General features: G+C 31.7%; 21 protein-coding genes. 12 read left to right on the top strand and 9 right to left on the bottom strand.

Going from position 1 to position 23579, the window contains the following annotated elements:
* Nucleotides 1-30 precede the first annotated feature (30 nt).
* The 3 genes from AC5SL0_RS04795 (at nucleotide 31) to AC5SL0_RS04785 (ending at nucleotide 3365) form a co-directional block, all read left to right on the top strand.
* Nucleotides 31-1362, top strand: coding sequence for a branched-chain amino acid ABC transporter permease (locus AC5SL0_RS04795; protein WP_006997935.1), 1332 nt, complete (start codon nucleotides 31-33; stop codon nucleotides 1360-1362).
* A gap of 76 nt (nucleotides 1363-1438) precedes the next feature.
* Nucleotides 1439-2602: an MFS transporter gene (locus AC5SL0_RS04790; protein ID WP_018414314.1), complete on the top strand. Its 1164-nt coding sequence runs from the start codon at nucleotides 1439-1441 to the stop codon at nucleotides 2600-2602.
* A 1-nt stretch (nucleotide 2603) separates the two neighbouring features.
* Nucleotides 2604-3365: a sulfite exporter TauE/SafE family protein gene (locus AC5SL0_RS04785; RefSeq protein ID WP_027307105.1), complete on the top strand. Its 762-nt coding sequence runs from the start codon at nucleotides 2604-2606 to the stop codon at nucleotides 3363-3365.
* Nucleotides 3366-3421: 56 nt separating this feature from the next.
* Here the strand turns inward: AC5SL0_RS04785 and AC5SL0_RS04780 are convergent, their stop codons facing one another.
* From AC5SL0_RS04780 to AC5SL0_RS04755, 6 genes are all read right to left on the bottom strand, one after another.
* On the bottom strand, nucleotides 3422-4606 hold the full coding sequence (locus AC5SL0_RS04780) for an ABC transporter substrate-binding protein (RefSeq protein ID WP_494617985.1): 1185 nt from the start codon (nucleotides 4604-4606) through the stop codon (nucleotides 3422-3424).
* Between the two features lie 75 nt (nucleotides 4607-4681).
* Nucleotides 4682-5539 (bottom strand): DMT family transporter, encoded by an 858-nt coding sequence (locus AC5SL0_RS04775; protein ID WP_494617983.1) that lies wholly within the window; start codon nucleotides 5537-5539, stop codon nucleotides 4682-4684.
* 3 nt (nucleotides 5540-5542) lie between these two features.
* A complete protein-coding gene (locus AC5SL0_RS04770; protein ID WP_494617981.1) occupies nucleotides 5543-7024 on the bottom strand; it encodes an aldehyde dehydrogenase in 1482 nt (493 codons plus the stop codon).
* On the bottom strand, nucleotides 7025-7807 hold the full coding sequence (locus AC5SL0_RS04765) for an alpha/beta fold hydrolase (RefSeq protein WP_494617979.1): 783 nt from the start codon (nucleotides 7805-7807) through the stop codon (nucleotides 7025-7027).
* Nucleotides 7808-7811: 4 nt separating this feature from the next.
* Nucleotides 7812-8399: an amino acid synthesis family protein gene (locus AC5SL0_RS04760; RefSeq protein WP_494617977.1), complete on the bottom strand. Its 588-nt coding sequence runs from the start codon at nucleotides 8397-8399 to the stop codon at nucleotides 7812-7814.
* A complete protein-coding gene (locus tag AC5SL0_RS04755) occupies nucleotides 8399-9565 on the bottom strand; it encodes an LLM class flavin-dependent oxidoreductase (RefSeq protein WP_006997943.1) in 1167 nt (388 codons plus the stop codon). Before AC5SL0_RS04755 ends, AC5SL0_RS04760 begins: the two co-directional genes overlap by 1 nt.
* Nucleotides 9566-9732: 167 nt before the next feature.
* Here AC5SL0_RS04755 and AC5SL0_RS04750 point away from each other — a divergent pair, with 167 nt between their 5' ends.
* From AC5SL0_RS04750 to AC5SL0_RS04720, 7 genes are all read left to right on the top strand, one after another.
* Nucleotides 9733-10479: a maleate cis-trans isomerase family protein gene (locus AC5SL0_RS04750; protein ID WP_027307101.1), complete on the top strand. Its 747-nt coding sequence runs from the start codon at nucleotides 9733-9735 to the stop codon at nucleotides 10477-10479.
* Nucleotides 10480-11646: a M24 family metallopeptidase gene (locus AC5SL0_RS04745; RefSeq protein ID WP_011282320.1), complete on the top strand. Its 1167-nt coding sequence runs from the start codon at nucleotides 10480-10482 to the stop codon at nucleotides 11644-11646. It abuts the gene before it with no gap.
* Between the two features lie 58 nt (nucleotides 11647-11704).
* Nucleotides 11705-12793: an ABC transporter ATP-binding protein gene (locus AC5SL0_RS04740; RefSeq protein ID WP_011282319.1), complete on the top strand. Its 1089-nt coding sequence runs from the start codon at nucleotides 11705-11707 to the stop codon at nucleotides 12791-12793.
* A 134-nt stretch (nucleotides 12794-12927) separates the two neighbouring features.
* A complete protein-coding gene (locus AC5SL0_RS04735; protein WP_494616946.1) occupies nucleotides 12928-14049 on the top strand; it encodes an extracellular solute-binding protein in 1122 nt (373 codons plus the stop codon).
* Between the two features lie 83 nt (nucleotides 14050-14132).
* Nucleotides 14133-15380 (top strand): ABC transporter permease, encoded by a 1248-nt coding sequence (locus AC5SL0_RS04730; protein WP_494617975.1) that lies wholly within the window; start codon nucleotides 14133-14135, stop codon nucleotides 15378-15380.
* A gap of 3 nt (nucleotides 15381-15383) precedes the next feature.
* Nucleotides 15384-16238: an ABC transporter permease gene (locus AC5SL0_RS04725; RefSeq protein WP_006997949.1), complete on the top strand. Its 855-nt coding sequence runs from the start codon at nucleotides 15384-15386 to the stop codon at nucleotides 16236-16238.
* A gap of 56 nt (nucleotides 16239-16294) precedes the next feature.
* A complete protein-coding gene (locus AC5SL0_RS04720; RefSeq protein ID WP_494617973.1) occupies nucleotides 16295-18517 on the top strand; it encodes a 3-hydroxyacyl-CoA dehydrogenase/enoyl-CoA hydratase family protein in 2223 nt (740 codons plus the stop codon).
* Here AC5SL0_RS04720 and AC5SL0_RS04715 read toward each other — a convergent pair.
* Together AC5SL0_RS04715 and AC5SL0_RS04710 are read right to left on the bottom strand one after the other, a co-directional pair.
* Nucleotides 18510-19154: a peptidylprolyl isomerase gene (locus AC5SL0_RS04715; protein WP_494617971.1), complete on the bottom strand. Its 645-nt coding sequence runs from the start codon at nucleotides 19152-19154 to the stop codon at nucleotides 18510-18512. The genes AC5SL0_RS04720 and AC5SL0_RS04715 overlap by 8 nt on opposite strands.
* Nucleotides 19154-19891: a putative zinc-binding metallopeptidase gene (locus tag AC5SL0_RS04710; protein ID WP_494616939.1), complete on the bottom strand. Its 738-nt coding sequence runs from the start codon at nucleotides 19889-19891 to the stop codon at nucleotides 19154-19156. The genes AC5SL0_RS04715 and AC5SL0_RS04710 overlap by 1 nt, the downstream gene beginning before the upstream one ends.
* A 57-nt stretch (nucleotides 19892-19948) precedes the next feature.
* Between AC5SL0_RS04710 and speB the strand changes: the two genes are divergently transcribed.
* Complete coding sequence (gene speB / locus AC5SL0_RS04705; RefSeq protein WP_271499193.1) at nucleotides 19949-20914, top strand: agmatinase; 966 nt, start codon at nucleotides 19949-19951, stop codon at nucleotides 20912-20914.
* A gap of 14 nt (nucleotides 20915-20928) precedes the next feature.
* Nucleotides 20929-22365: an aldehyde dehydrogenase family protein gene (locus tag AC5SL0_RS04700; RefSeq protein ID WP_494587174.1), complete on the top strand. Its 1437-nt coding sequence runs from the start codon at nucleotides 20929-20931 to the stop codon at nucleotides 22363-22365.
* Here the strand turns inward: AC5SL0_RS04700 and argE are convergent.
* The gene (gene argE, locus AC5SL0_RS04695) at nucleotides 22362-23552 is read right to left on the bottom strand and encodes an acetylornithine deacetylase (RefSeq protein WP_011282310.1); all 1191 of its coding nucleotides are present in this window, start codon (nucleotides 23550-23552) and stop codon (nucleotides 22362-22364) included. The two genes, AC5SL0_RS04700 and argE, sit on opposite strands and share 4 nt — an antisense overlap.
* Nucleotides 23553-23579 lie beyond the last annotated feature (27 nt).

Below are 23579 nucleotides of genomic sequence, written 5' to 3'. Positions count from 1 at the left end.
CACTTAAATGTAATTATAGCTTACGCAATCATGTTGGGGCTTATTATTTTAGTTGGAATATTTCAATCTTGGAATGTAGCTCTATCAATTTTTAATATGTGTTTAATTTCTGCTGTAATGACTATGGGAGCAAATATTCAATGGGGGTATGCAGGGTTAATCAATTTTGGTCTAATGGGTTATGCGGCATTAGGTGGATTAGCTGCAGTTTTAATTTCTGTTGAACCTGTACAAGAAGCATGGGTTGCGGGAGGTTTTAGTATTCTAATGTCTTTATGGTTAATTGTTGCAATGGTCCTTGCAATACGTTTTGTATTAAAAAATTTTGAAAAATCTAAAATTAGAACTTATGGTATTGCTACAATTATTATTGCTGGAATTATAATTATAAGAGTTACATCAGAGACAAGTATTGAAGCTATTGAAAATGTTAACCCAGCAACAACAGGATTTCTTGGTGGATTAGGATTGCCAATTATGTTTTCTTGGATCGTAGGTGCATTTTTTGCAGCAGGTCTAGCATTTATAGTTGGTAAAGTTGCTTTAGGTTTACGTGCAGACTATTTAGCTATTGCCACACTATTAATATCAGAAATAGTTATAGCCATAATCAAGCATGAAGATTGGTTAACAAGAGGTGTTAAAAATGTAATTGGACTGGATCGACCAGTGCCTTATGAAATTGAACTCCAAACTAAAGAATGGTTTATAAATTTAGTTGCAAAATTTAATTCTGGGAAATTAGATTTAATCTCCAGTATTACTGATAAACAATCAGCTCTTAACCAATTAGTAATTGAGGGATCATCAGTTTTTGTAAAACTTTGTTATTCAGGTTTATTTTTAATTGTTGTTATAGCTTTATTAATAGTCACTCAAAAAGCTCTTTACTCTCCATGGGGAAGAATGATGCGTGCGATAAGAGACAATGAAGAAGCTGCTAATGCAATGGGAAAAAATGTCGTCAAGCAACATTTATTAATCTTTATTTTAGGCTCAGCTATAGTTGGAATTGCTGGCGCTATGTTAGTCACTCAAGATGGTTTATTTACTCCAGGTAGTTACCAACCTATGAGATATACTTTTTTAATCTGGGTTATGGTTATTGTTGGAGGAAGTGGGAATAATTTTGGAGCAATTTTAGGAGGTTTTGCAGTCTGGTTTCTATGGATTGAGGCAGCGCCAATTGCATTATTCTTGATTAATTTATTTACAGCAGGTTTAGCAGATACACATTCATTAAAAATTCATTTAATTGAAAGCGTTCCTTACTTTAGATATTTAATGATGGGGATGGGTCTTCTGTTGATCATGAGGTATAGACCTAAAGGTATACTTCCTGAAAAAATCGAAATAAAATAAACCTTATTATGAAATATATTTTATTAGGGATGGCTCTAGGTTTTGCTCTTTATCTTAGTGATAAATACATTTTTTAATGAATAAAAATTTATGGTTGCTAATTTTAAGTCAAATTTTTGCTTTTACAGCAGCACCCGTAACAGTTTTCTTAAGTGGAATAATTGGCTCTCAGTTTAGTCCAGTAAAATCTTTAGCAACTTTACCGATGGCTTTATCAATTGTTGGTATTGCAATTTTTGCAATCTTTGCAGCAAAGGTTATGAGTATAATTGGTCGAAGAGCAGGCTTTATGTTTGCTTCTGTAGTGAGTTCCTTATCATCTGTTCTAGCGGCGTACTCAATAATTATTGAAAGTTTTATTCTTTTTAATTTTTCATGTTTTTTACTTGGTGCAGGAGTAGCCTTTAGTCATCAATATCGTTTTGCAGCAGTTGAGACTGTTAAAAAAGATATGGCACCAAAAGCTATTTCAATAATATTATTAGCAGGAATAGGTTCGGCTTTTATAGGACCAAATGTTGCTAATATAACAAAAGGTTTTATAGCCGAACATTTATATGCCGGATCTTATATTGCGCTTGCTGCTTTAACTCTTACTTCAACAATTTTTCTATTATTTTATGAGGATGGACATAAACCCAATCATGTTAACAAGAAAATCAAACGTAGTTATTTGGAGTTAATTTCTCAACCAAGATTTCTACAAGCATTAGTGGCTTCGGCATTTGCTTATGCAGTGATGTCATTTTTAATGACTGCAACTCCAATAAGTATGCATGTAATGGAAAAAATAAGTTTAACTAAAACAGGTTTTGTAATTCAACTTCATATCGCAGCTATGTTTTTACCTTCATTGATAACAGGTAATTTGATAAAAAAATTTGGACATAGTAAAATTATGTACGCTGGTGTTGTTTTATTTTTTATAACAATTTTGACTAGTTTATTTGAGCAAAATTTTATTAATTATTTAATTGCATTAATATTTTTAGGATTTGGTTGGAACTTTTTATTTATATCTGGAACAAGTTTACTAGTTTTATCTTATAGAGAGGATGAAAAATTTAAAGCACAAGGCTTTAATGATTTAATTGTTTATTCTATTCAGGCAGTAGCAAGCTTATCGGCTGGAGTTTTTTTAACCTTAACAAGTTGGAAAACAATGAATTTAGTTTGTATAATATTTTTAGTAATAATTATTTTATCAACATTAAGAGCAGACTTTAAAGAGAGAAAATAGAGTGGATTTTTTATCTAATCTTCAACTTAGTTTAATTGAAATCTATTTTGTAATATTTACCGTATTTATTGCATCTATTATAAGAGGTTTTAATGGCTTTGGCTTTTCCGCAACATGTATTTCTGGCTTTTCTTTTATTCTTCCAGCAATAGAGATAGTCCCAATTATTCTAATACTTGAGGTTATTATTAGTATTTTTATGGTTCCATATATATGGAACAAAATAGACTGGAATTTTGTTTTAAAATTATTGATAGGAATAATCATTGGGTCACCTATTGGGCTTTATTTATTGAAGTATTTATCTCCAGATACAACACACCTGTCAGTTTGCGCATTAGTTATATTTTTTTCATTTTTATTAATGAAAGGATATGAGAATAAAAAAATTAATAATAATTATGGAAAACTTATTACCGGAATAGTCTCTGGAACATTAAATGGATTAACCACATTAGGTGGAATGCCTGTGGCACTTTTTTTATTAGTTACAAGTATTCAACCAGCAGTAATTAGAGGTTCATTAGCAGCCTTATTCTTTTTAACAGATATTTATGCATTTACTCTTAGTTTTTTTGCAGGAATTGTAGATCTCACAACTATTTATAGAACTATTCCACTGATTATTATTTTACCAATAGGTGTTTATATTGGTGATAAATTTTTCGTTAAAAGCAAAGAGGAAACTTATAGAAAAGTTGTTTTTTATTTTCTTATATTAATTTCGATATTTGGTTTTTTTAGGATTATTAGTAATTTTTAAATAAAAAAAACCCCCAGCAATTTTCACTGCTGAGGGTTTTAAAATTAAGATTTTAATTATCTTTGTTTTTTATTTTTGAATTTTCCGCCTTTGATTTCTTTTTCTAGGAAAGAACCTTCAGCTTCACCTACGTTAGTAAAAGTAACACCAGTTGCACCTTCGTAGTCAACTTTTTTACCTTTAGCTAGTAAGTCTAAACCTTTTTTAAGTTCACCTGGATAAATCTTAGTTCCAGGGGCGTTAGCAACATCCATTACATTTTTTGCAATAGAAGCTCTATCAGCTGATCCACCTGCTTGCATCGCAAGAACGATTAAAGCTGCTGCATCATAAGATTCACCAGTGTAAGGTCCAGATGAGTCGATACCAGCTGCTTTAGCAACAGATGCAAAAGTACCTGCTGTTTTTTTATTCATTGAACCAGGCATTGAACCAAAAGATTTATTTAAATCTTTTCCAAAAGCATCAGTTAACGAGTCACCGATCATACCATCAGATAAAATAAATTTATCAAACGCACCAGAGTCTAAAGAACCTTGAATAATTCCTTTTCCACCTTGGTCTAGGTAACCAATTACTGCTACTGCATCACCACCTGCTGAAGCTAAAGTTGCTACTTCAGATGAGTAATCTGCTTTTCCATCTTCGTGTGCAGATACAGTTGTTACTTTAATACCATGAGCTTTTACTGCTGCTTCATAAACATCAGCTAAACCTTTTCCATAGTCATTGTTAGTGTAAGTAATCGCTACACTTTTGATTTTTCTGTCTTTAGTAATATCAGCTAAAATCTGACCACCTCTAGCATCAGATGGTGCTGTTCTAAAAAAGAACCCTTTATCATCTAAAGCTGTAAGTCCTGGCGAAGTTGCTGATGGTGAAATCATTACTACACCATTTGGTACAGCAACATTAGATGCGATAGCACCAGTTACACCTGAACAGTCAGCACCCATAATTGCTGCAACACCTTGTGCGATAACACCTTCTGCTGCTGCTGTTGCTGCTGCTGAATCAACACAAGTTGAGTCTGCTCTTACTACTGAAATAGTTTCTCCACCTAATAGTGAACCTGAATCAGAAGCTTCTTTAAATGCAAGCTCTGCAGATGCAGCCATAGCTGGTGTTAGAGATTCAATAGGACCAGTAAATCCTAAGATAATTCCCATCTTAACTTCTGCGAATGTATTCGTTGTAAACGTAGAAACGAATATAAATGCAGCAATAAATAGTTTTTTCATTATTTTCCTCTTTGATTGTTAACAATTTATAAAAATCAAATTAAAGACTATTTAGATGAATTTTCAATAGGAGAATTATCTAATTTTTTGAAGCCTATATACAGAAAATATTACAATTAAGCTGCCAATTGCACTAAGTAAAGTTGGGATTTCACCAAATATAAAGAATGTTAAGATTAAGCCAAATACAGGAAATAAAGAATAAAAAGGCATAACCTTATTAACTGAATAAAACTTATATAAGTAAAATAATGAGGTGTGTGCAATTACAGAAACCATTACCCCATTATGGAGTAATAAAAGCCAAGTATAAAAATTAATATTTAGTAATTGATTAACTGTATTTCCTTCAAAAAAAATTGAAAAAAGAAAAAGAAGTGTAAAACCAGTAAAGCCCATAATCGTATTAGTTAATTTCACATCTATATCTTTAATATATCTAGAAAATACATTCGCAACACCATAGAAAAAAGCAGAAATTGCACAAAGAAAAATTGCAAAAATTTCACTTTTTAAATTTGGATCATATCCAATTAGAAAAATTCCAAAAAAAGAAATAAATATTAATCCCCACATTTTAGGAGTTACCTTTTCACCTAAAAATAAAGAGCTTGCAAGAACTGCAAAAGGTATTGCTAGTTGAGCTCCAATAATTATAGGCGCTACCATAGTAGCTTTTTGTAGTGATAAATTTAAAAAGATAAAAACACCAAACCCCATGGTCAGAGAAAAACCGGCTAAGGGCAAATAGTATTTTTTATTTGGAATTTTAAATTTACAAAAAGGAACAAGACAAACAAAAAGTATAAACATTCTTAAGGAGGCTGCTAATACAGGCGTTAGAGATGTGTTTAATGCAAGTTTATTAATTGGATAAGAGCTTCCAAAAAGAAACATAATAAACAAAACTAATAAATAATGTCTGACAGTCAATTATTAACCCATTGTAAATGGATCAGTCATCGGTTTATCTGATGAATTTAACCATGTCGTTTTTATTCTTGTGTATTCTTTAATTGACTCAATTCCTGCTTCTTTTCCATATCCGCTATCTTTAATTCCTCCAAAAGGAGCCATTGGTGATATTAATCTATAAGTGTTTACAAAAGTTATTCCAGCTCTAATTGCCTTTGAAACTCTCAGGCCTCTACCAAAGTTAGATGTGTAAACTCCAGAGGATAATCCATATTTATTATCATTCATTAATTTAATAACTTCCTCTTCTGTTTCAAATTTCATAACAGATAAAACTGGACCAAATAGTTCATTTTCTGCTGTAGGTAAATTATGATTTTTACATTCAATAATTGTAGCTGGAAAATAATAACCTTTATTAGATATGTTAGATCTTTTACCTCCACATTTAATTTCCCCACCTTGCTCAACAGTAGCTTTAATGTTTTTTTCTATATTTTCTAATTGTTTGAAGCTATTTAAAGGACCCATTTGAGTATCCTTATCCATTGGGGCGCCTAATTTTATTTTTTCTGCTTTCGCGACTAATTTATCTAAAAATTCATCATAAATTTTTGATTGAATATAAAGTCTTGATCCAGCAATGCAGCTTTGTCCACTTGCAGCAAAAATACCAGCTGTTATTCCGTTCAATGCATTTTCTTGATCTGCATCATTAAAAAGAACTACGGGACTTTTCCCACCTAATTCTAAGCTTACTTGTGATAAATTTTCTGCAGAATTTCTGACTATATGTCTGGCGGTTTCAGGTCCTCCTGTGAAGGCAATTTTTTCCACCAAATCATGAGTGGTTAAAGCTTTTCCACATGGATCACCTAGCCCTGTAATTACATTTACTACACCCTTAGGCATACCTGATTTTTCAACCAATTTTGCAAATTCCAATAATGTTACAGGTGCAAGTTCTGAAGCTTTTATTACAACTGTATTACCCATTGCTAAAGCGGGTGCTAATTTTACAGCAGTCAAAAGCATCTGAGAGTTCCAAGGAATTATTGCTGCTATTACACCAATAGGTATTCTTGTTGTAGTAACTTGCATGTCTGGTTTATCAATTGGTACTACAGTTCCTTCAACTTTATCAGCAAGACCTGCAAAGTAATCATAGTATTCAGCAATATAATTAGCTTGTGTTTTAGTTTCTCTAAAAATTTTTCCTGTATCAATAGTTTCTATAGTACCAAGATGTTCAGCATTCTCTCTCAGTAATTTTGCTAGAGATCTTAAATATTTTGCTCTATCTCTTGGATGTAAATTAGACCAAGAGTTATCAAAAGCTTTTTGTGCAGCTTTAACCGCTTTATCTACATCTTTTGCATTTGCTTCAGGTACAGTTGCCCAAACTTCATTATTCTCTGGGTTTAAAGTTTCAATAGTTTTACCAGACTCAGATTCAACCCATTGACCATCTATATACATTTTAAAGTTTTGAATTTTTGTCATTTAATTACTAATAAAATTTTTAAGTCTTATATTTACATCATCCGCGCATTCTATACTACAAAGATGTTTTCCATTATTTATCTCAGTAAAACTTGAATTTATTAAATCATTAGATAAGGATTTTGACATTTCAACTGTTGAACCTAAATCATCTGATCCTGTCATCACCAGAGTTTTAGTTTTTATATTTTTAATCATACCGATATCATCTTGATGATAAGTAAATAGTTTATAGGCCTTTAAAAAATTTAAATGATCTTCATCTTTTTTTGTTAAGATCTTTATAAATTGATCATAAATTTCTGGATGGTCATTTAGATATTGATCTGTGAACCATCTTTTTAGTGCTTGTTTTGAAATAGGTTTATTTAACTTTGCTTGCTCAAATCTTTCTATGACTAAATTTCTTTGCTCTATAGTTCTTCCATATGTAGTTCCAAGTAATGTTAAGGTCTTTAATCTATCTTGAAATTTTGAAGCAAAGTCTAATGCAATTAATGAACCTAGAGAGAACCCAATTAGATTAATTTTATCTATTTTCAAAAATTGTAATAAATCATCTAATTGGTTTGAAAAATCATTCAAAGTAATTTCCTCTTTATCATAAGGAGTTCTTCCATGACCTAACAAGTCATAAGCAATTATTGAATGATCGTTTAAAGATTTAATTTGAGGCTCCCACATTCTATGATCTAGTCCAACACCATGAATGAATACTAATGGATCTGTATCATTATCAATAAATGAATAATAATTTTGATTTGAGTCAAAATTTTGAGACATTAATTTATTTAGGGTCTAGTCCCATTTCTTTCATATCTTGGTAACGGTCTCCTGTTCTAGCATGAGCTCTTCCAGAAGAGGCACCACCAATTGCTATAACAATTTCATCATCAAAAGGAGCATCATGAATCGTAAATTCATGAGTTAAATAATAAGGCCTTAGACCTGAATCTGTTTTATGCATCATTGGAATAGACATTTTTGATCCAGCAGGACCTCTGGTATTGGTAAAGCTTAAATAAGATGTTCCGCCAACCGCATCTCTAAATTTATTTCCAAATCTTAAAGTGTGAATAAATGCTGAGGCATGCTCAATTTCACCATCAAGTCCGACCGTACCAGCTTTTCCATACGCCAAAATTTTTTCAGGTGATCCAATCTCCTTTATTAACTCTGGAACTAAAATATCACCTAATTTAGGTGCTAAATCTAAAATAATTGGTTTTAAATCTTCAACAAAGCCTTTTCCATGCCATGGATTTTTAAATACAGCTGCAACAGAAACCATCAAAACAGGCTCTTTAGCTTCCTTACCACCTTCGATAAAAGTTTTATCTACAAATTTTGTAAACTTTCTAAGCTCTAATTTCATTAACTTGCCTTTTCGATACTTGAATTGTCTAAATTAATCTTTGGTATAACCTCATCATTAAACAGTTTTATACTTCTCATGCAAGCCTCATGATCTATTCCAGGAAAATTAGACCAAACTTGAAGATTTTGTAAATTTAATTCTGATTTTAATTCATTTATTTTATTAACAACATATTCTGGTGTTCCAAATAATAAATTTCTTTTATGTAAAAAATCATAATTAAGTAAGTCTAATTTATGTTTTGTTTCTGGTAGTTCTTCTCCTGGATCCATATGATTACCCAAACCTCTCCAATGACAAACCCATTTCATATAATTGATAATATGCTCACCAGCCATTTTTTCAGCTTCTTCCATAGTTTCAGCAACAAACATATCTCTAACTAAAGATATACCTTCTCCAAGCGGCACTTCTCTATTTTCAGTTTTTGATTTTGCATCTCTATAAATTTCAAACCTTTTCTTTAATGCTTTAACTGTAGGTATCCACATTATTGTATTTAAGCCATTCTGTGCCGCCCATTCAATTGAACGTGCACCATCCACAACTTGCCATATTGGCGGATGTGGCTCTTGTTTTGGTTTTGGTACAACGCTAATTTTTTTAATTTCATTTGTTTTTGTATCTAAAAACTTTTCACTAGGTGGACTCATGTCATGTTGCCAAGTAAAATTTGGTGATGGATAAGTGTAAAACTCACCCTGGTGACTAAAAAATTCTTCTGTCCAAGCTTTTTTCATTATGGTTAATGACTCATCAAACAACCTAAAATTTTTTGCCTGATCTTTTAAGTCAGCTTCTTTATTCATATTGATAGCTTCTCTTCCGTAAATTCCTCTTCCAATACCAACATCAACTCTTCCTCCAGACAATTGATCTAGCAAAGCTATATCTTCAGCTAGTCGGATAGGATTATGAAATGTAATTACATTACAAGCTTGACCAATTCTTATTTGTTTTGTTCTAGCGGCAGCATCCACTCCCATCATTAACGGGTTAGTACAAGATTCCATTCCTTCATGATTGAAGTGATGCTCTGTATACCAAATAGAGTCCCAATTATTTTCATCACAGTAAATTGTGATCTCTTGGGTTTCTTTTAATAGTTGATTGTATGGTTTATGATTCCAATTAGTAGTGTTACAAAAATATCCAAATTTCATTCAAACCCCCTTAAATAGTTAAATTTAAAGACGACTGATCCCACTTTCGTATTCTTTAGTACCGTTTAAACCTTAGGTAACGACGAGTTATGTACGCTTTTGTTAAACTTTATTTTAACTAGACTCCTTATTCAATATATATTTAATCCAAATATTACACATAATTTATGAAATTAAACAAGGTTGAGCCAAAATATATTTCAAAATCGAACCCAAGAATTGGTCTTATAACGCTTGGTAGCGATTTTAGAATTGAAAAGGATTTTAATAATGTGATCTATGGAAGAGATGTAGATCTGTATGTTAATCGAATACATTGTTACAATCCCTTGACCAACGAAACGTTAGCTAAAATGGCAGATGATATTACCGATGTCACTAAAGATATTTTACCAGATCAAAAAATAGATTGTGTTGCTTATGGATGTACATCAGGAACAATTGCAGCAGGTTATGATGTGATTGAAAAAAATGTGAAGTTAGCCAAGCCTGAAGCAAAAGTTACCACCCCAATTACATCTGCTATTAAGGCTTTAAAAGCTTTTAACATTAACAAAGTATCGGTTTTTACCCCTTATACAAAAAGTATAAACGATTCAGTTATAAATTATTTTAATAAAGAAAATATTGCAGTTAATGGATTAACATATTTTGATATTGAGTCTGATTTAGATATTGGAAAAGTAGATGAAGAATATTTATTTGAAGTTTTGTCAAAAATTAATTTAGAAGATAGTGAGGCATTATTTGTGTCTTGTACGGCATTACCAGTATTATCGATAATCGATAAGCTTGAAAAAAAAATGAATAAAGTCATTTTATCTAGCAATCAAACATTAATTTGGGAAAGTCTAAATGCTATTGGCTATAAAAATAGTATTGAAGGTTTTGGAAAACTATTTAAATTTAACTAAATGAATTTTACAAAAGAAGAATACAAAAATAGATTAAAGAAGGTTCAAAAATCAATGCAAGATAAAGGCATTGATGTATTAATCTCTCAGGATCCATCGAACATGAATTATTTAACAGGTTATGATGCTTGGTCATTCTATTATGCCCAATGTGTCATAGTTCATATTAATGCAGATGAGCCCTTATGTTTTGTTAGAGACCAAGATGCTGGTGGAGCATATATTAAAACTTATTTGAAAGATGAAAATATTATAAAGTATGGTGAAAAATATATTCATAATTGGCCGCTTCACCCTTATGAAGCTTTAACAGATATTATTAAAGAAAGAAAATGGGATAAACTTTCTATTGGAGTTGAAATGGACAGTCATTATTTTACTGCCTACTGTTATGAAAAAATAAAATCAGGTTTACCCAATGCAAAAATTTCAGATTGTGAAAGATTAGTCAACTGGGTTAGAGTTGTAAAATCAGATACTGAAATTAATTTAATGAAAGCTGCATCATTAATCGTTCAAACAGGAATGAAGAAAGCTTTTGAAGTAATCAATCCTGGGGTAAGACAATGTGATGCTGTATCAGAAATACAAGCGGCTCTAATAAAGGGAACTCCTGAGTTTGGTGGAGATTATGCGTCTATTGTTCCAATGCTTCCAACTGGCAAAGGTACATCAGCATCTCATTTAACATGGACAGAAGATAAATTTGTAGAAGGCGAAGCAACAATTATTGAACTTTCAGGTTCTCATAAAAAATACCATTGTCCTATGGCAAGAACAGTGCTTCTTGGAAAAGCTGACCAGCTTAAAATTGATACAATGAAAAAAACAAACGAAGCCTTGCAGGCAGGTATTGATGCTATCAAACCAGGAAAAACTGCAGATGATGTGGCTCAGGCATTTTGGAAGGTTCTAGATAAGTACGGTATAGAGAAAACCTCTCGTACTGGATATTCTATCGGAATTGGTTACCCACCTGATTGGGGGGAACACACTTTAAATATATCAAAAGGAGATATGACAATTTTAGAGCCAAATATTACTTTTCATATGATTGCTGTTATGCAATTTGGAAATTGGGGAGTTGAAGCTTCTGAAGCAATAAGAGTTACGGATCAAGGAAGTGAGCTATTTTGTAATTTTTCAAAAGATCTTCACATTAAATAATTAAAATAAAAAAACTTGATAAATAAGCTCACAAATGTTTTAAATCCATTTAGAAAATATGACTAAAAACAAAGAATTTGTAAAATTTGACAATGTAGACAAGAGCTATGATGGCAAAGTATTGGTCGTTAAAGGATTAAATCTAGACATTGAAGAAGGTGAGTTTGTAACTATGCTAGGACCCTCTGGTTCTGGTAAAACAACTTGTCTTATGATGCTGGCTGGTTTTGAAACACCAACTCATGGAGAAATTTATTTAGATGGTAAGGTTATTTCAAATATTCCACCTCACAAAAGAGGAATAGGAATGGTATTCCAGAACTATGCTTTATTTCCACACATGACTGTTTATGAAAATTTAGCTTTTCCATTAAGAGTTAGAAAAATTCCAAAAGATGAAGCTGATAAAAAAATAGATAAAGCTTTATCTATGGTTTCACTTCATGGTTTTGAAGCAAGAATGCCGATGCAATTATCAGGTGGACAACAACAGCGTGTTGCTGTTGCAAGATCATTAGTTTTTGATCCACAAGTAGTATTAATGGATGAACCACTTGGAGCATTAGACAAAAATTTAAGAGAAAGCATGCAATATGAAATTAAACATATTCACGAAAGTATTGGTGTAACAGTTGTGTATGTTACACACGATCAAACTGAAGCATTAACAATGTCAAACCGTATTGCAGTTTTCAATGATGGTAAAGTTCAGCAACTATCAAGTCCTGATGAATTGTATGAAAAACCGGTTAATTCGTTTGTTGCTGAGTTCATTGGAGAAAATAATAAATTTTCAGGACAAGTTTTAGATATTTCAGGAGATAAATGTAAAGTTAAATTAGAAAATGGCACAGAAATTTTAGCAAATCCAGTTGCTGTAAAAGCAAAAGGAGATAAGACTAAAGTTTCACTAAGACCTGAAAGAGCAATTATAGATCCTTCAGATAAGATGGATAATAATCATAAAGGAAAAATAGAAGAAATAATTTATCACGGCGATCACACAAGACTTAGAGTTGACTTACTAGGTAATAAAGATTTTATCCTTAAAGTACCAAATAGTACTGCAAGATTAGACCTTAAAAAGGGTAATGTACTAGATATAGGCTGGAATAGTATTGACTGTAGAGCCTTAGATCCAAAATAATTTAAAAACTATCCTAATAAAATATAAATAAAATAAAGGCAAATTAGCCATAATTGCCTGTTGACTAAAGTATCCTATATTGTTTTACTTTCACTTTATAAAATAACAAACGTTAACGTTAAATAGGAGAGAAAATGAAAAAATTAAGTAAATTATTACTTGCTCTATCTTTTGTACTTTCTATCACGACTTCAGCATTTGCAGTTACTGTAGTGTCTTGGGGTGGTGCTTATACTGAAAGTCAAAAATTAGGGTATGGTGATCCTACTGCTGCTAAATTAGGTATACCTGTAAACTGGGTAGACTACACTGGTGGATTATCAGAGATTAAAGCTCAAAAAGAAGCTGGAAAAATCACTTGGGACATCATTGATGTGTACGCAAAAGACACTATCATTGGATGTGACGAAGGTATTTTCCATGAATTCGATTTTGATAAAGACTTTGCACCTGCTCCAGATGGAACACCTGCAAGTCAGGACTTCTTTACAAGCATGCCTTCAAAATGTGCAGTTGGAAACATTCTGTACTCTTGGAACTATGCTTATAACGATGCAACAATCGGTGCTAAAAAGCCTAACTCATTGAAAGACTTTTTTGATACTAAAAACTTCCCTGGTAAAAGAGCAATTTACAAAGGTGCAATGTCTAACTTAGAGATTGCTATCACTGCAGACGGTGTAAACCCTGGTAAAGGTTCTGACTTAACTTACAGAAAACTTGAAGCAGATGGCGGTATTGATAGAGCTATGAACAAGCTTAAAGCACTTTGTACAGATCCAAATGGTGGATGTGTATTCTGGAATGCTGGAGCTCAACCACCAGAACTACTAGCTAATGGTGAAGTAGTAATGGCAACTGGTTGGAACGGTAGATTCTTTAATGCGCAAATGGAAGGAACTCCACTTGTACAAGTATGGGATGGACAAATTCTTGACTATGAATATTTTGCATTAGTTAAAGATGGTCCAGGTTATGCTGACGGTAGCGCTATGAAAGTACTTAGAGAAATGACTAGCTCAGAAGGTTTAGCTGGAAGTGCTAAGTATATTGCATACGCACCTTGGAGAAAATCTTCAATTGCTGTTATGGAAGCTGGAGAGCCTTGGTTTAAAGATGGTAAAACAAGTATGGTACCACATATGCCAACAGCACCTGCTAACACAAAAAGATACATTCTTATGAACCCTGATTTCTGGGCAGATAACCAAGATGAAATCGGTGAAAAATGGGAAGCAATGAAAGCTGGTCTATAATTTAGTTTTATAGATTAAGTTTTTGTTATAAAATATTAGGGCGGTTATAAAATAACCGCCCTTTTTTTTTAAGAATTTTAAATATGAGTACAGAAAAAATATTATCATCAGACGGGATACCTCTAGAGATAAGCCTAAAAAAAGCTGAGAGAAAAAATAAGCTAAAGGCTTTAATGCTTGTAGGTCCGTTATTTTTATTCCTTATAATTACATACATATTTCCAATAGGAGACATGCTATTTAGAAGTGTAGATGATCGTATGATCACACAAAAATTACCTAACACATTTGCTGCTTTAGAAAAATGGGATGGAAAAGAATTGCCTGATGAAGCAACTTATGAGGCGTTTTATAAAGATTTCTATCCATTGGCTATAAACAAAGAAGCTGGAAAATTATATCAGAGATTAAACTATGAAAAATCTGGTTTTAGTAGTGGATTAAAAAAAACAAATAGAAAAATTCAAAAATTTGAAAAAGCTAATTATAAAGAACAATTTATGGCAACCCATAAAATATGGAAAGACGTGGATTATTGGATTGCTTTAAAGAATACTGCTCCAAATTGGTCTTATGCAAAATATCTAAAAGGTCTTGATTTAAAATTTGATCAAGACAGAAATATTATTCAACAAGATGAAGACAGGAGAATTCATAAAATCCTCTGGTTAAGAACTATAAAAGTTGCATTTTGGGTAACTGTATTCTGCTTTTTGCTTGCTTACCCAATTTCACATTTATTGGCCACACTACCAATGAAATATAGTAATTTATTGATGATATGTGTGTTGTTGCCCTTTTGGACATCACTATTAGTTAGAACTTCTAGCTGGATGGTTTTACTTCAACAACAGGGCCCTATAAACGATCTAATTGTTTGGCTAGGTTGGGCTGCTGATGATAATAGACCTGAGTTAATGTATAATGTTGTTGGCACTTTTGTTGCAATGACACAAATTTTATTACCTTTTATGGTTTTGCCACTTTACAGTGTGATGAAAACAATATCTCCAAGTTTAATGAGAGCTGGAAAATCATTAGGTGGAACTCCATTTACTGCATTTAGACAAATTTATTTTCCATTAACAATTCCAGGAATTGGTGCAGGCTGTTTATTAGTTTTTATTTTAGCTATAGGTTACTATATCACTCCAGCATTAGTTGGTGGAGCGAGTGGATCATTGATTAGTAATACGATTGCGTATCATATGAAGAGTTCTTTAGATTGGTCGTTTGCTGCAGCATTAGGTTCTATGCTGTTAGTTGGAGTGTTAACAATCTACTGGATCTATAATAAATTAGTGGGAATTGATAATATTAAACTAGGATAAATTATGGCATTACCAACTTACACATCCTGGAATTATAGAATTTGGCATTATACTTATTTAACAATTTGTGGGTTGGTATTTTTCTTTTTAATAGCACCGCTATTTGTAATTTTACCACTTTCATTTAATGCAGAACAATACATTCACTTTTCCAAGGGAATGATAGCCCTTGACCCAGACGCATTTTCATTAAGATGGTACGAAGACATGATCTATGGGACTAAAAATCCTTGGGGACTTGCGACAAAAAACAGTTTAATAATAGCTTTCTTTGCTACAATTGGATCTACAGTACTTGGAACGGTAGCTGCTCTAGGGTTAAGTAGTAGGCATATGCCATATAAAGCAGCGTTCATGGCTTTATTAATATCTCCAATGATTGTGCCATTAATTATCTCAGGAACAGCAATATTCTTCTTTATGGCAAAAGTAGGTTTAGCTGCAACACATACAGGAATAATTTTATCTCATATTATTTTGGGTACACCGTTTGTAGTTATTACAGTTACAGCAACTTTAACAGGTTTTGATCATAGTGTAACACGTGCTGCATCAAGTTTAGGTAGTAATCCAGTTAATACTTTTATGAAAATAACATTGCCATTAATTTTACCTGGTGTTATTTCTGGTGCATTATTTGCCTTTGTAACTTCATTTGATGAAGTTGTTGTTGTGTTATTCTTAGCAGGACTTGAAAACACTACTATTCCAATTCAAATGTGGGTTGGTCTAAGGGAACAGCTAAGCCCAACAATAATGGCAGTGGCAACTTGTTTAATTATAATGTCCACATTAATTCTTGTTAGCGCAGAACTTTTAAGAAGAAGGTCTGAAAGACTAAGAGGAATTAATAGGTAATTGATTTACTAAGATTATTTTTTTTATTATAAACAATTCTTCAATTTTTAAATCTTATGGAAATTAAAAAAGTAGTAGTTATAGGTTCAGGAACTATGGGTAGTGGAATTGCAGCACATTTGTGTAATGCAAATATTCCAGTAACTTTATTGGATTTAAAAACTGAAATAAGTGAGCAAGCACGGGATAAAATTTACAAATCGAGACCACCACTTTTGTTAGATAAGTCCAAAATAAAAAACATTAAAGTAGGAAACATTTTAGATAATTTTGATGAAGTAAAAGAAGCTGACTGGGTAGTAGAAGCTGTTGTTGAAAGAATAGATATTAAACATGATATCTATAAAAAAATATTCAAAGAAAGAAAAAAAGGTGCGATAGTATCTTCAAACACATCATCTATTCCTATCAAAATATTATCTCAACACTTATCAGAGGAAGAAAAAAAAGATTTTTGTATTACTCACTTTTTTAATCCAGTCAGATACATGGGATTATTAGAGATAGTTAAAAATGAAAATAATGATTTAGATAAAATAAACTCTCTAAAAGCTTTTTGTGAAACAGAACTTGGAAAAGGTGCAATTATTTGTAATGACACGCCAGGCTTTTTAGGAAATAGAATAGGTGTTTATGCAATGCAAGTTGCAATGACTGAAGCTTTTAAAATGAAACTTAGCATAGAAGAAGCTGATGCAATTTTTGGAAGACCAATGGGTATACCAAAAACAGGTGTGTTTGGTCTTTATGACTTAATTGGTATTGATTTAATGGCTGATGTTTTAAAAAGTTTTATTAAAGAATTATCAGAAAATGACCCTTTTCAAGTAGTTGCAAAAGAAATTCCTTTAGTAAAAAAATTAATTGAAACAGGATATACCGGCAGAAAAGGCAAGGGTGGATTTTATAGAGTTAATAAAACTGGTGAAGTTAAGTTTATGGAAGCAATTAATCTTGAAACTGGAGAATACTCTGCAAGTAAAAAAATTAATATTAAATCAGACAAAATAGACCTTAAAGAATTAATTTCTAGAGAGGATAAGTATGGTGAGTATGCTTGGTCTGTTATTTCTAAGATTATCAAATATGCTTCTTCTTTAGTTCCATCAATTACAAAAGATTTCAATGATATTGATGAAGCAATGAGATTAGGTTTTAATTGGACTAAAGGTCCATTTGAAATGTTAGAAGAAATCGGAGTTGAAACTTTTTTTGGTAAAATAGACGACTTTAAGGGAAATGCTTTTTTAGAAAATTTATCTAAAAATAGAAATCAAGATTTTTATGGATCTAGACAAAAATACACTGACATTGAAACGTTTGGAAAAGCTAAAAAGAAAGCATTAAGTGTAGATGGAAACAGTTCAGCACAGATATATAGATTTAATGATTATAATATTGTTGAGTTTACCACTAAAGCAAATGCTCTAGATTATGATTCAATGGATGCTTTAAAAAAAGCTACAGACAAACCTTTGATTATAATAAATGAAAGCATGCAGTTTTCTGCTGGAGTAAACTTGAGTTATACAATGGATTTTGCGAACAAAAATGATTTTAAATCCATAGAAAAATTTATTAGATATTTTCAAGAAACCTGCAAGCATCTTAAGTATTCTAATCACCCGGTGATATCTGCACCATCAGGTTTAACTCTTGGAGGTGGATTTGAAGTAATGGTCCAAAGTAATTTTGTTGCTTCACATACAAATATTGTAGTTGGATTAGTGGAAACAATAGTTGGACTGATACCAGCTGGAGGTGGATGTAAGGAAATGTTGGCAAGATGGCTTGATACAGACGAGGCTAAAAAAGATCCTCATTATGCACCACTTAAAGTATTTGATATTATTGGTTATGGAAAAACAGCAACTTCACCAATTGAGGCAGAACCATTAAAATATTTAAGACCAGAAGATAAAAAAATAATGAATAGAAATAGTTTACTAGAAGTTTCAAAAAAGATCTTAGACGACAATAAAGAATTTAAAACTCCATCAGAGACTGAATTTAAACTACCAGGAAAAGAAATTTTAATAGAAATGAATAAAATTATAGAAAACCTTTATAATGAAAAAATAATTCGTGATCACGGTGTTACTGTTGCAAAAGAACTCGCTCATGTTTTGAGTGGAGGAGATACAACTATAGATAAAACTTTATCAGAAGATGATTTATTTAAATTAGAATTGGATGCTTTCATGAGATTAATAGAGACAAAAGAAACTCAAGACCGTATTAAACACACACTAGCAACAGGCAAACCTTTAATTAATTAAGCATTTTAAAGGAATTAATAAAATCTGGTCTTAATATATACTCTGAGCGTTTATCAGATTTTATCTTTTTCAATGCTTCGAAACCATAAAGAACTTTTCCAACAGGTGTATATTCACCTTCAAATAATGGTTCATCCTGTAGGATTATAAAAAATTGACTGTCTTCAGTATCATTCTTAAATGTTCGAGCTAACCCGACACTACCTATGGTATAATTAAACTCATTATCAATTTCTGATTTAATTGTACCTAAACCTGATTTTCCAGTTCCAATTTTTCCATAATCTAAATTTCCTTTTTTTCCAAACTCTAGGTCACCAGCCTGGATAAGTTTATTTTCGATTACTCTATGAAAAGCAATATTTTCATAAGCGTTAGATCTAATTAAAGTTACAAATCTTTGAACTGCATTAGGTGAAATGTTAGGATAAAGTTCTATAATTACATTTCCACAAGGTACATTTAAAATTGCAATATTATTTGGATTCTTAAAAGTAATATTCTTTGGATCAATATTTTTAACAAATAAACATTTATTTTTAATTATAAAATATGTGAAGAAAGTTGTGATAGCTAGTAGGATTAAAAAAATAAAAATAAGTTTTTCTGATTTAGAAGCTTTAATTTTTTTTATCATTAGAAAGTAAAAGAATTATCTATTTCTTTTACTTTATTTTCAATATATGAAATTTTATTATTTAAAATAGGATCTAATTTACGAATTTGATTAATTTCTTTTTTCTCTAAGAAGATCATATGCGAATAAACTTCTGCCATATCTTCTGAGGCTGTTGATTTAGAGTATTCTGTAAAAAACCCATCAGTCTCTTGATATTTTTCTAAAGATATATTCTTTGTGCATGTAGAGCATTCAGCGTATTTAAATTCAAAATTATTAAATTTAGCCCATTCTTCTTCATTAAAAATATTTTTGTGCTGAAGATGCATTACATGAAAAACTTCATGATGAATTACTCTTTCAAAATATTTCTCATTAAATTTGATATCTAGTATTAATGTTTTCATTATATTATCTGGAATACCAGCTGTATATAGTTCTGAGATAGATAAATTTTCACACATTACAATATATTTGAGATTAATTTTTTTTAGATAGTCATAAGAGTATCTATTAAGATTTTTATGAATAATCTTATATTTTAATTCTAAATCTTTCTTATTCGGATTTGAACAAACAATGTTTTTTTGAGTGCCTAGTTGGAAGGGTCTTGCTGCATAAAAATATCTAAGTTTATTTTTGGTATTTATTTCATAAATCTCTAAGTTAGGTATCTTAATTAAATTATAAATAGTATTTGCTTTTAGGGGTGTACTTAAAAAAATTAATAGTAAAATAGCTCTTATTAAGTTCATAATTTTAAAGATAGAAGATATTCCATTCTTAAAGAATGTGGTACATTTTATTTATAAATGAAAAAAGAAAGAAACAAAAATCCAGTACAACCAATAAGTGGAACTAAAGTTCCAAGATTTGCTGGGCCATCTACATTTGCGAGATTACCAGAATTAAGAGATGTTGAGAGTTGTGACGTAGCAATTGTTGGAATTCCATTTGATGCAGGCACCAGTTATAGACCTGGTGCGAGATTTGGACCCATGAGTATTAGACAGGCATCAAGACATTTAAGAACTAATTATCATCCAAGTTACGATGTTGAGCCATTTAAAGTTCAGCAAGTTGCTGATGCAGGCGACATCACATGTAACCCATTTAACATTGATGAAGCCATCAAACAAATAGAAGAGGGGGCTACGGAACTTTTAAATAAAGTAGGTGGCATTATTAGTTTAGGAGGTGATCACACAATTGCTCTTCCTTTGCTAAGAGCTATTAATAAAATGAATAATGGGCCAGTTGCTTTAGTACATTTTGATGCTCACCTAGATACATGGGACACATATTTTGGAGCGCCCTATACTCATGGAACTCCTTTTAGAAGAGCAAGAGAAGAAAATTTATTTTTAGATGATGCTTCAATGCATGTTGGGATTAGAGGTCCTCTTTACAGTAGAGATGATATTAAAAATGATGAAGAGTTTGGTTTTAAAATCATTCACTGTGATGAATTTCAAACACAAGGTACAGATAAAATTGCTGAAAGAATAAGAAAAAGAGTTGGTAACAATCCACTTTATTTATCTATTGACATAGATGTTTTGGATCCTGCTTTTGCACCAGGAACGGGTACACCCGAAATTGCAGGAATGACTACAAGAGAAATGGTTAATGTTATAAGAGGCCTTTCAGGTTTAAATTTAATTTCTGCGGATGTAGTTGAAGTGTCTCCAGCATATGACCATGCAGAAGTTACATCTTTAGCAGCAGCTACAATTGTTTATGAATTAACTAATTTGTTTGCAAAAGTTAAAAGATAATATAATTTTTAGAAATGCTAGATAAAAAAAAATTTTATATAAATGGAGAATGGGTTTCTCCAAAAAAATCAAATGATTTCAAAGTAATTGACCCTTCAACTGAAGAGGAATGCGCAGTTATATCTTTAGCTGGAGTTGATGATGTAAATGATGCTGTAAGTGCTGCAACTAGAGCATTTGAAACTTGGGCCTTTTCCACTAAAGAAGAAAGATTAAAGTATTTAGAAGCCCTTTATGAAGTTTATAAAAAAAGATGGAATGATATGGCTGAGGCAATCTCACTTGAAATGGGATCGCCGATAGATTTTTCAACACAATTACAAGCGGGAACTGGAGCTAGCCACATAAAATCCTATATAAAAGTTTTAAAAGAATACACATTTGAAGCAAAATTAGGAGAACATGCTCTTAATAATAATATTTTGCATGAACCAAAAGGAGTTTGTGCATTAATTACTCCATGGAATTGGCCAATGAATCAGGTTTGCTTGAAAGTGATTCCTGCTATAGCAGCTGGATGTACAATGGTTCTTAAACCATCTGAGATAGCTCCATTATCATCAATAATTTTAGCAGAAATGATTGACGAAATTAAACTACCAAAAGGCGTTTTTAATCTTATTAACGGAGATGGTGCTGTTGCTGGTAATGCACTTACTAGTCATCCAGATGTAAACATGGTTTCATTTACAGGATCAACTAGAGCAGGTGCTTTAATTTCTCAAAATGCTGCAAGTGATTTTAAAAGAATTAGTCTTGAACTTGGAGGGAAAGGTGCAAATATCATATTTAAAGATGCTGACGCTGAAGCAGTTGAAAGAGGTGCTTTAAGATGTTTTAGAAATTCAGGGCAATCATGTAATGCTCCAACAAGAATGTTAGTTGAAAAATCAATCTATGCAGATGCAGTGGAAAGAGTTAAAAATTTTGCTAACTCAATGAAAGTTGATGTTGCAACAAAAAATGGTGATCATATTGGTCCTGTTGTTTCAAAAACTCAATTTGAAAAAATTCAAACATTAATACAGATTGGAATTGACGAAGGTGCAAAATTAGTTGCTGGTGGAACAGGCAAACCAGATGGCCTTGATAAAGGTTATTTTGTTAAACCTACAGCATTTGCGGATGTTAATAACCAAATGCAGATTGCAAGAACAGAAATATTTGGTCCTGTTTTGTCAATTATACCTTTTGAAACTGAAGAAGAAGCTATTGCTATAGCTAATGACACTCCGTATGGATTATTAAATTTTATTCAAACTCAAGATCAAGAAAAAGCGAATAGAGTTGCTAGAAAATTAAGATCAGGAATGGTCGATATTAATGGTGCAGGCTTAGCTCCTGATGCCCCTTTTGGTGGATACAAACATTCAGGTATTGGCCGTGAAGCTGGTAAATTAGGTTTAGAAGAATATTTAGAAGTTAAGGTAGTTAGTGGTTGGAACGATTAATTTATTACAGATTTTTCTTTAATGCCATCAAGCAAGCTTAAACATTTTTTAAGCTCATCAAGAATTATAAATTCATCAATTTTGTGAGCTTGCTCAATCGAGCCTGGTCCACACACAACTGTGCTTATTCCTATTTCTTGAAATAAACCAGCTTCAGTTCCAAATGACACAACTTCTCTTGTGTTGTCTCCTGTTAAACTTGAAACTAGTTCACAAGCATTCGATTTTTCATCTCTATCAAAACCAGTGACTTCACCAATAATTTTTTTTTTAATTGATGCGTTAGGAAAAACTTTTTTCATATCTGGTAAAAGTATTTCATTTGCATATTTATCTATTTTTGCATTTAAAAAAACACCATCTTCTTTGACGACAGGTCTTGTTTCCCAATTCACATGACATTTATCCGCTATTACATTGTGTGCTATACCGCCAAAAATCCCTCCAATTGATAAAGTAGAGTGAGGAGGGTCAAAAATAGAGTCTTTAGGTGATCTTTCTTTTAATTCTTCTCTTAATTCAATTAGTTTATTCACATATCTTGATGCGTATTCAACAGCACTAACTCCCTTGTGTGGAGCAGAACTATGACCTGCTAAACCCTCAAAATAAGTTGTGTATTCGTAGCATCCTTTGTGTGCATCTATTATTTTCATATTAGTAGGCTCACCAATTATACAAATTCCATCTTTAACTCCTCTTTTTTTTAACTCTTCAATTAAAATTGGAGCCCCTATACAGGCAGTTTCTTCATCAAACGTATATGAGAAATGAATATCTCTATCCAAATTAGCTTTTGCATAAATAGGAGCAAAAGCTAATGTGCAAGCTATAAAACCTTTCATATCACAAGAACCTCTACCAAAAAGTTTGTCATCTTTTATTGTTGCAACAAATGGATCGGTACTCCATCCCTTAGAAACTGGAACAACATCAGTATGACCTGATAAAATTATAGGTTTTTTATTACTAGGTTTCTTTGCTTTAAGTGTAGCAAAAAGATTAACTCTTTTTTTTTCATCGTCAAAAGTTTTAAATGAAGTAGCACCTAGTTTGTTTAGAATTTCATCACAATAGTTAATTAATGAACTATTGTCTTCTCCAGATATAGTTTTGAAACTAATTAAATCAGTTAAGATTTTAACAGAGTTGTTGAATAATTGATCTGAACTATTTTCTGTACTCATAATATAGTTGTATTATATATTAAATTT

It is taken from the genome of Candidatus Pelagibacter sp. PS_16 (assembly GCF_059417965.1).
The sequence above is the reverse complement of the archived record's forward strand: the minus strand, read 5'-3'. Positions and strand labels throughout refer to the sequence as shown.

Coding starts and splice junctions, on each gene's coding strand:
- AC5SL0_RS04720 (WP_494617973.1), top strand. CDS start 16,295: ATGGAAATTAAAAAAGTAGTAGTTATAGGTTCAGGAACTATGGGTAGT.
- AC5SL0_RS04770 (WP_494617981.1), bottom strand. CDS start 7,024: ATGACAAAAATTCAAAACTTTAAAATGTATATAGATGGTCAATGGGTT.
- AC5SL0_RS04750 (WP_027307101.1), top strand. CDS start 9,733: ATGAAATTAAACAAGGTTGAGCCAAAATATATTTCAAAATCGAACCCA.
- AC5SL0_RS04715 (WP_494617971.1), bottom strand. CDS start 19,154: ATGATAAAAAAAATTAAAGCTTCTAAATCAGAAAAACTTATTTTTATT.
- AC5SL0_RS04790 (WP_018414314.1), top strand. CDS start 1,439: ATGAATAAAAATTTATGGTTGCTAATTTTAAGTCAAATTTTTGCTTTT.
- AC5SL0_RS04710 (WP_494616939.1), bottom strand. CDS start 19,891: ATGAACTTAATAAGAGCTATTTTACTATTAATTTTTTTAAGTACACCC.
- AC5SL0_RS04725 (WP_006997949.1), top strand. CDS start 15,384: ATGGCATTACCAACTTACACATCCTGGAATTATAGAATTTGGCATTAT.
- AC5SL0_RS04780 (WP_494617985.1), bottom strand. CDS start 4,606: ATGAAAAAACTATTTATTGCTGCATTTATATTCGTTTCTACGTTTACA.
- AC5SL0_RS04745 (WP_011282320.1), top strand. CDS start 10,480: ATGAATTTTACAAAAGAAGAATACAAAAATAGATTAAAGAAGGTTCAA.
- AC5SL0_RS04740 (WP_011282319.1), top strand. CDS start 11,705: ATGACTAAAAACAAAGAATTTGTAAAATTTGACAATGTAGACAAGAGC.
- AC5SL0_RS04755 (WP_006997943.1), bottom strand. CDS start 9,565: ATGAAATTTGGATATTTTTGTAACACTACTAATTGGAATCATAAACCA.
- AC5SL0_RS04735 (WP_494616946.1), top strand. CDS start 12,928: ATGAAAAAATTAAGTAAATTATTACTTGCTCTATCTTTTGTACTTTCT.
- speB (WP_271499193.1), top strand. CDS start 19,949: ATGAAAAAAGAAAGAAACAAAAATCCAGTACAACCAATAAGTGGAACT.
- AC5SL0_RS04730 (WP_494617975.1), top strand. CDS start 14,133: ATGAGTACAGAAAAAATATTATCATCAGACGGGATACCTCTAGAGATA.
- AC5SL0_RS04760 (WP_494617977.1), bottom strand. CDS start 8,399: ATGAAATTAGAGCTTAGAAAGTTTACAAAATTTGTAGATAAAACTTTT.
- AC5SL0_RS04700 (WP_494587174.1), top strand. CDS start 20,929: ATGCTAGATAAAAAAAAATTTTATATAAATGGAGAATGGGTTTCTCCA.
- AC5SL0_RS04765 (WP_494617979.1), bottom strand. CDS start 7,807: ATGTCTCAAAATTTTGACTCAAATCAAAATTATTATTCATTTATTGAT.
- AC5SL0_RS04795 (WP_006997935.1), top strand. CDS start 31: ATGTTGGGGCTTATTATTTTAGTTGGAATATTTCAATCTTGGAATGTA.
- argE (WP_011282310.1), bottom strand. CDS start 23,552: ATGAGTACAGAAAATAGTTCAGATCAATTATTCAACAACTCTGTTAAA.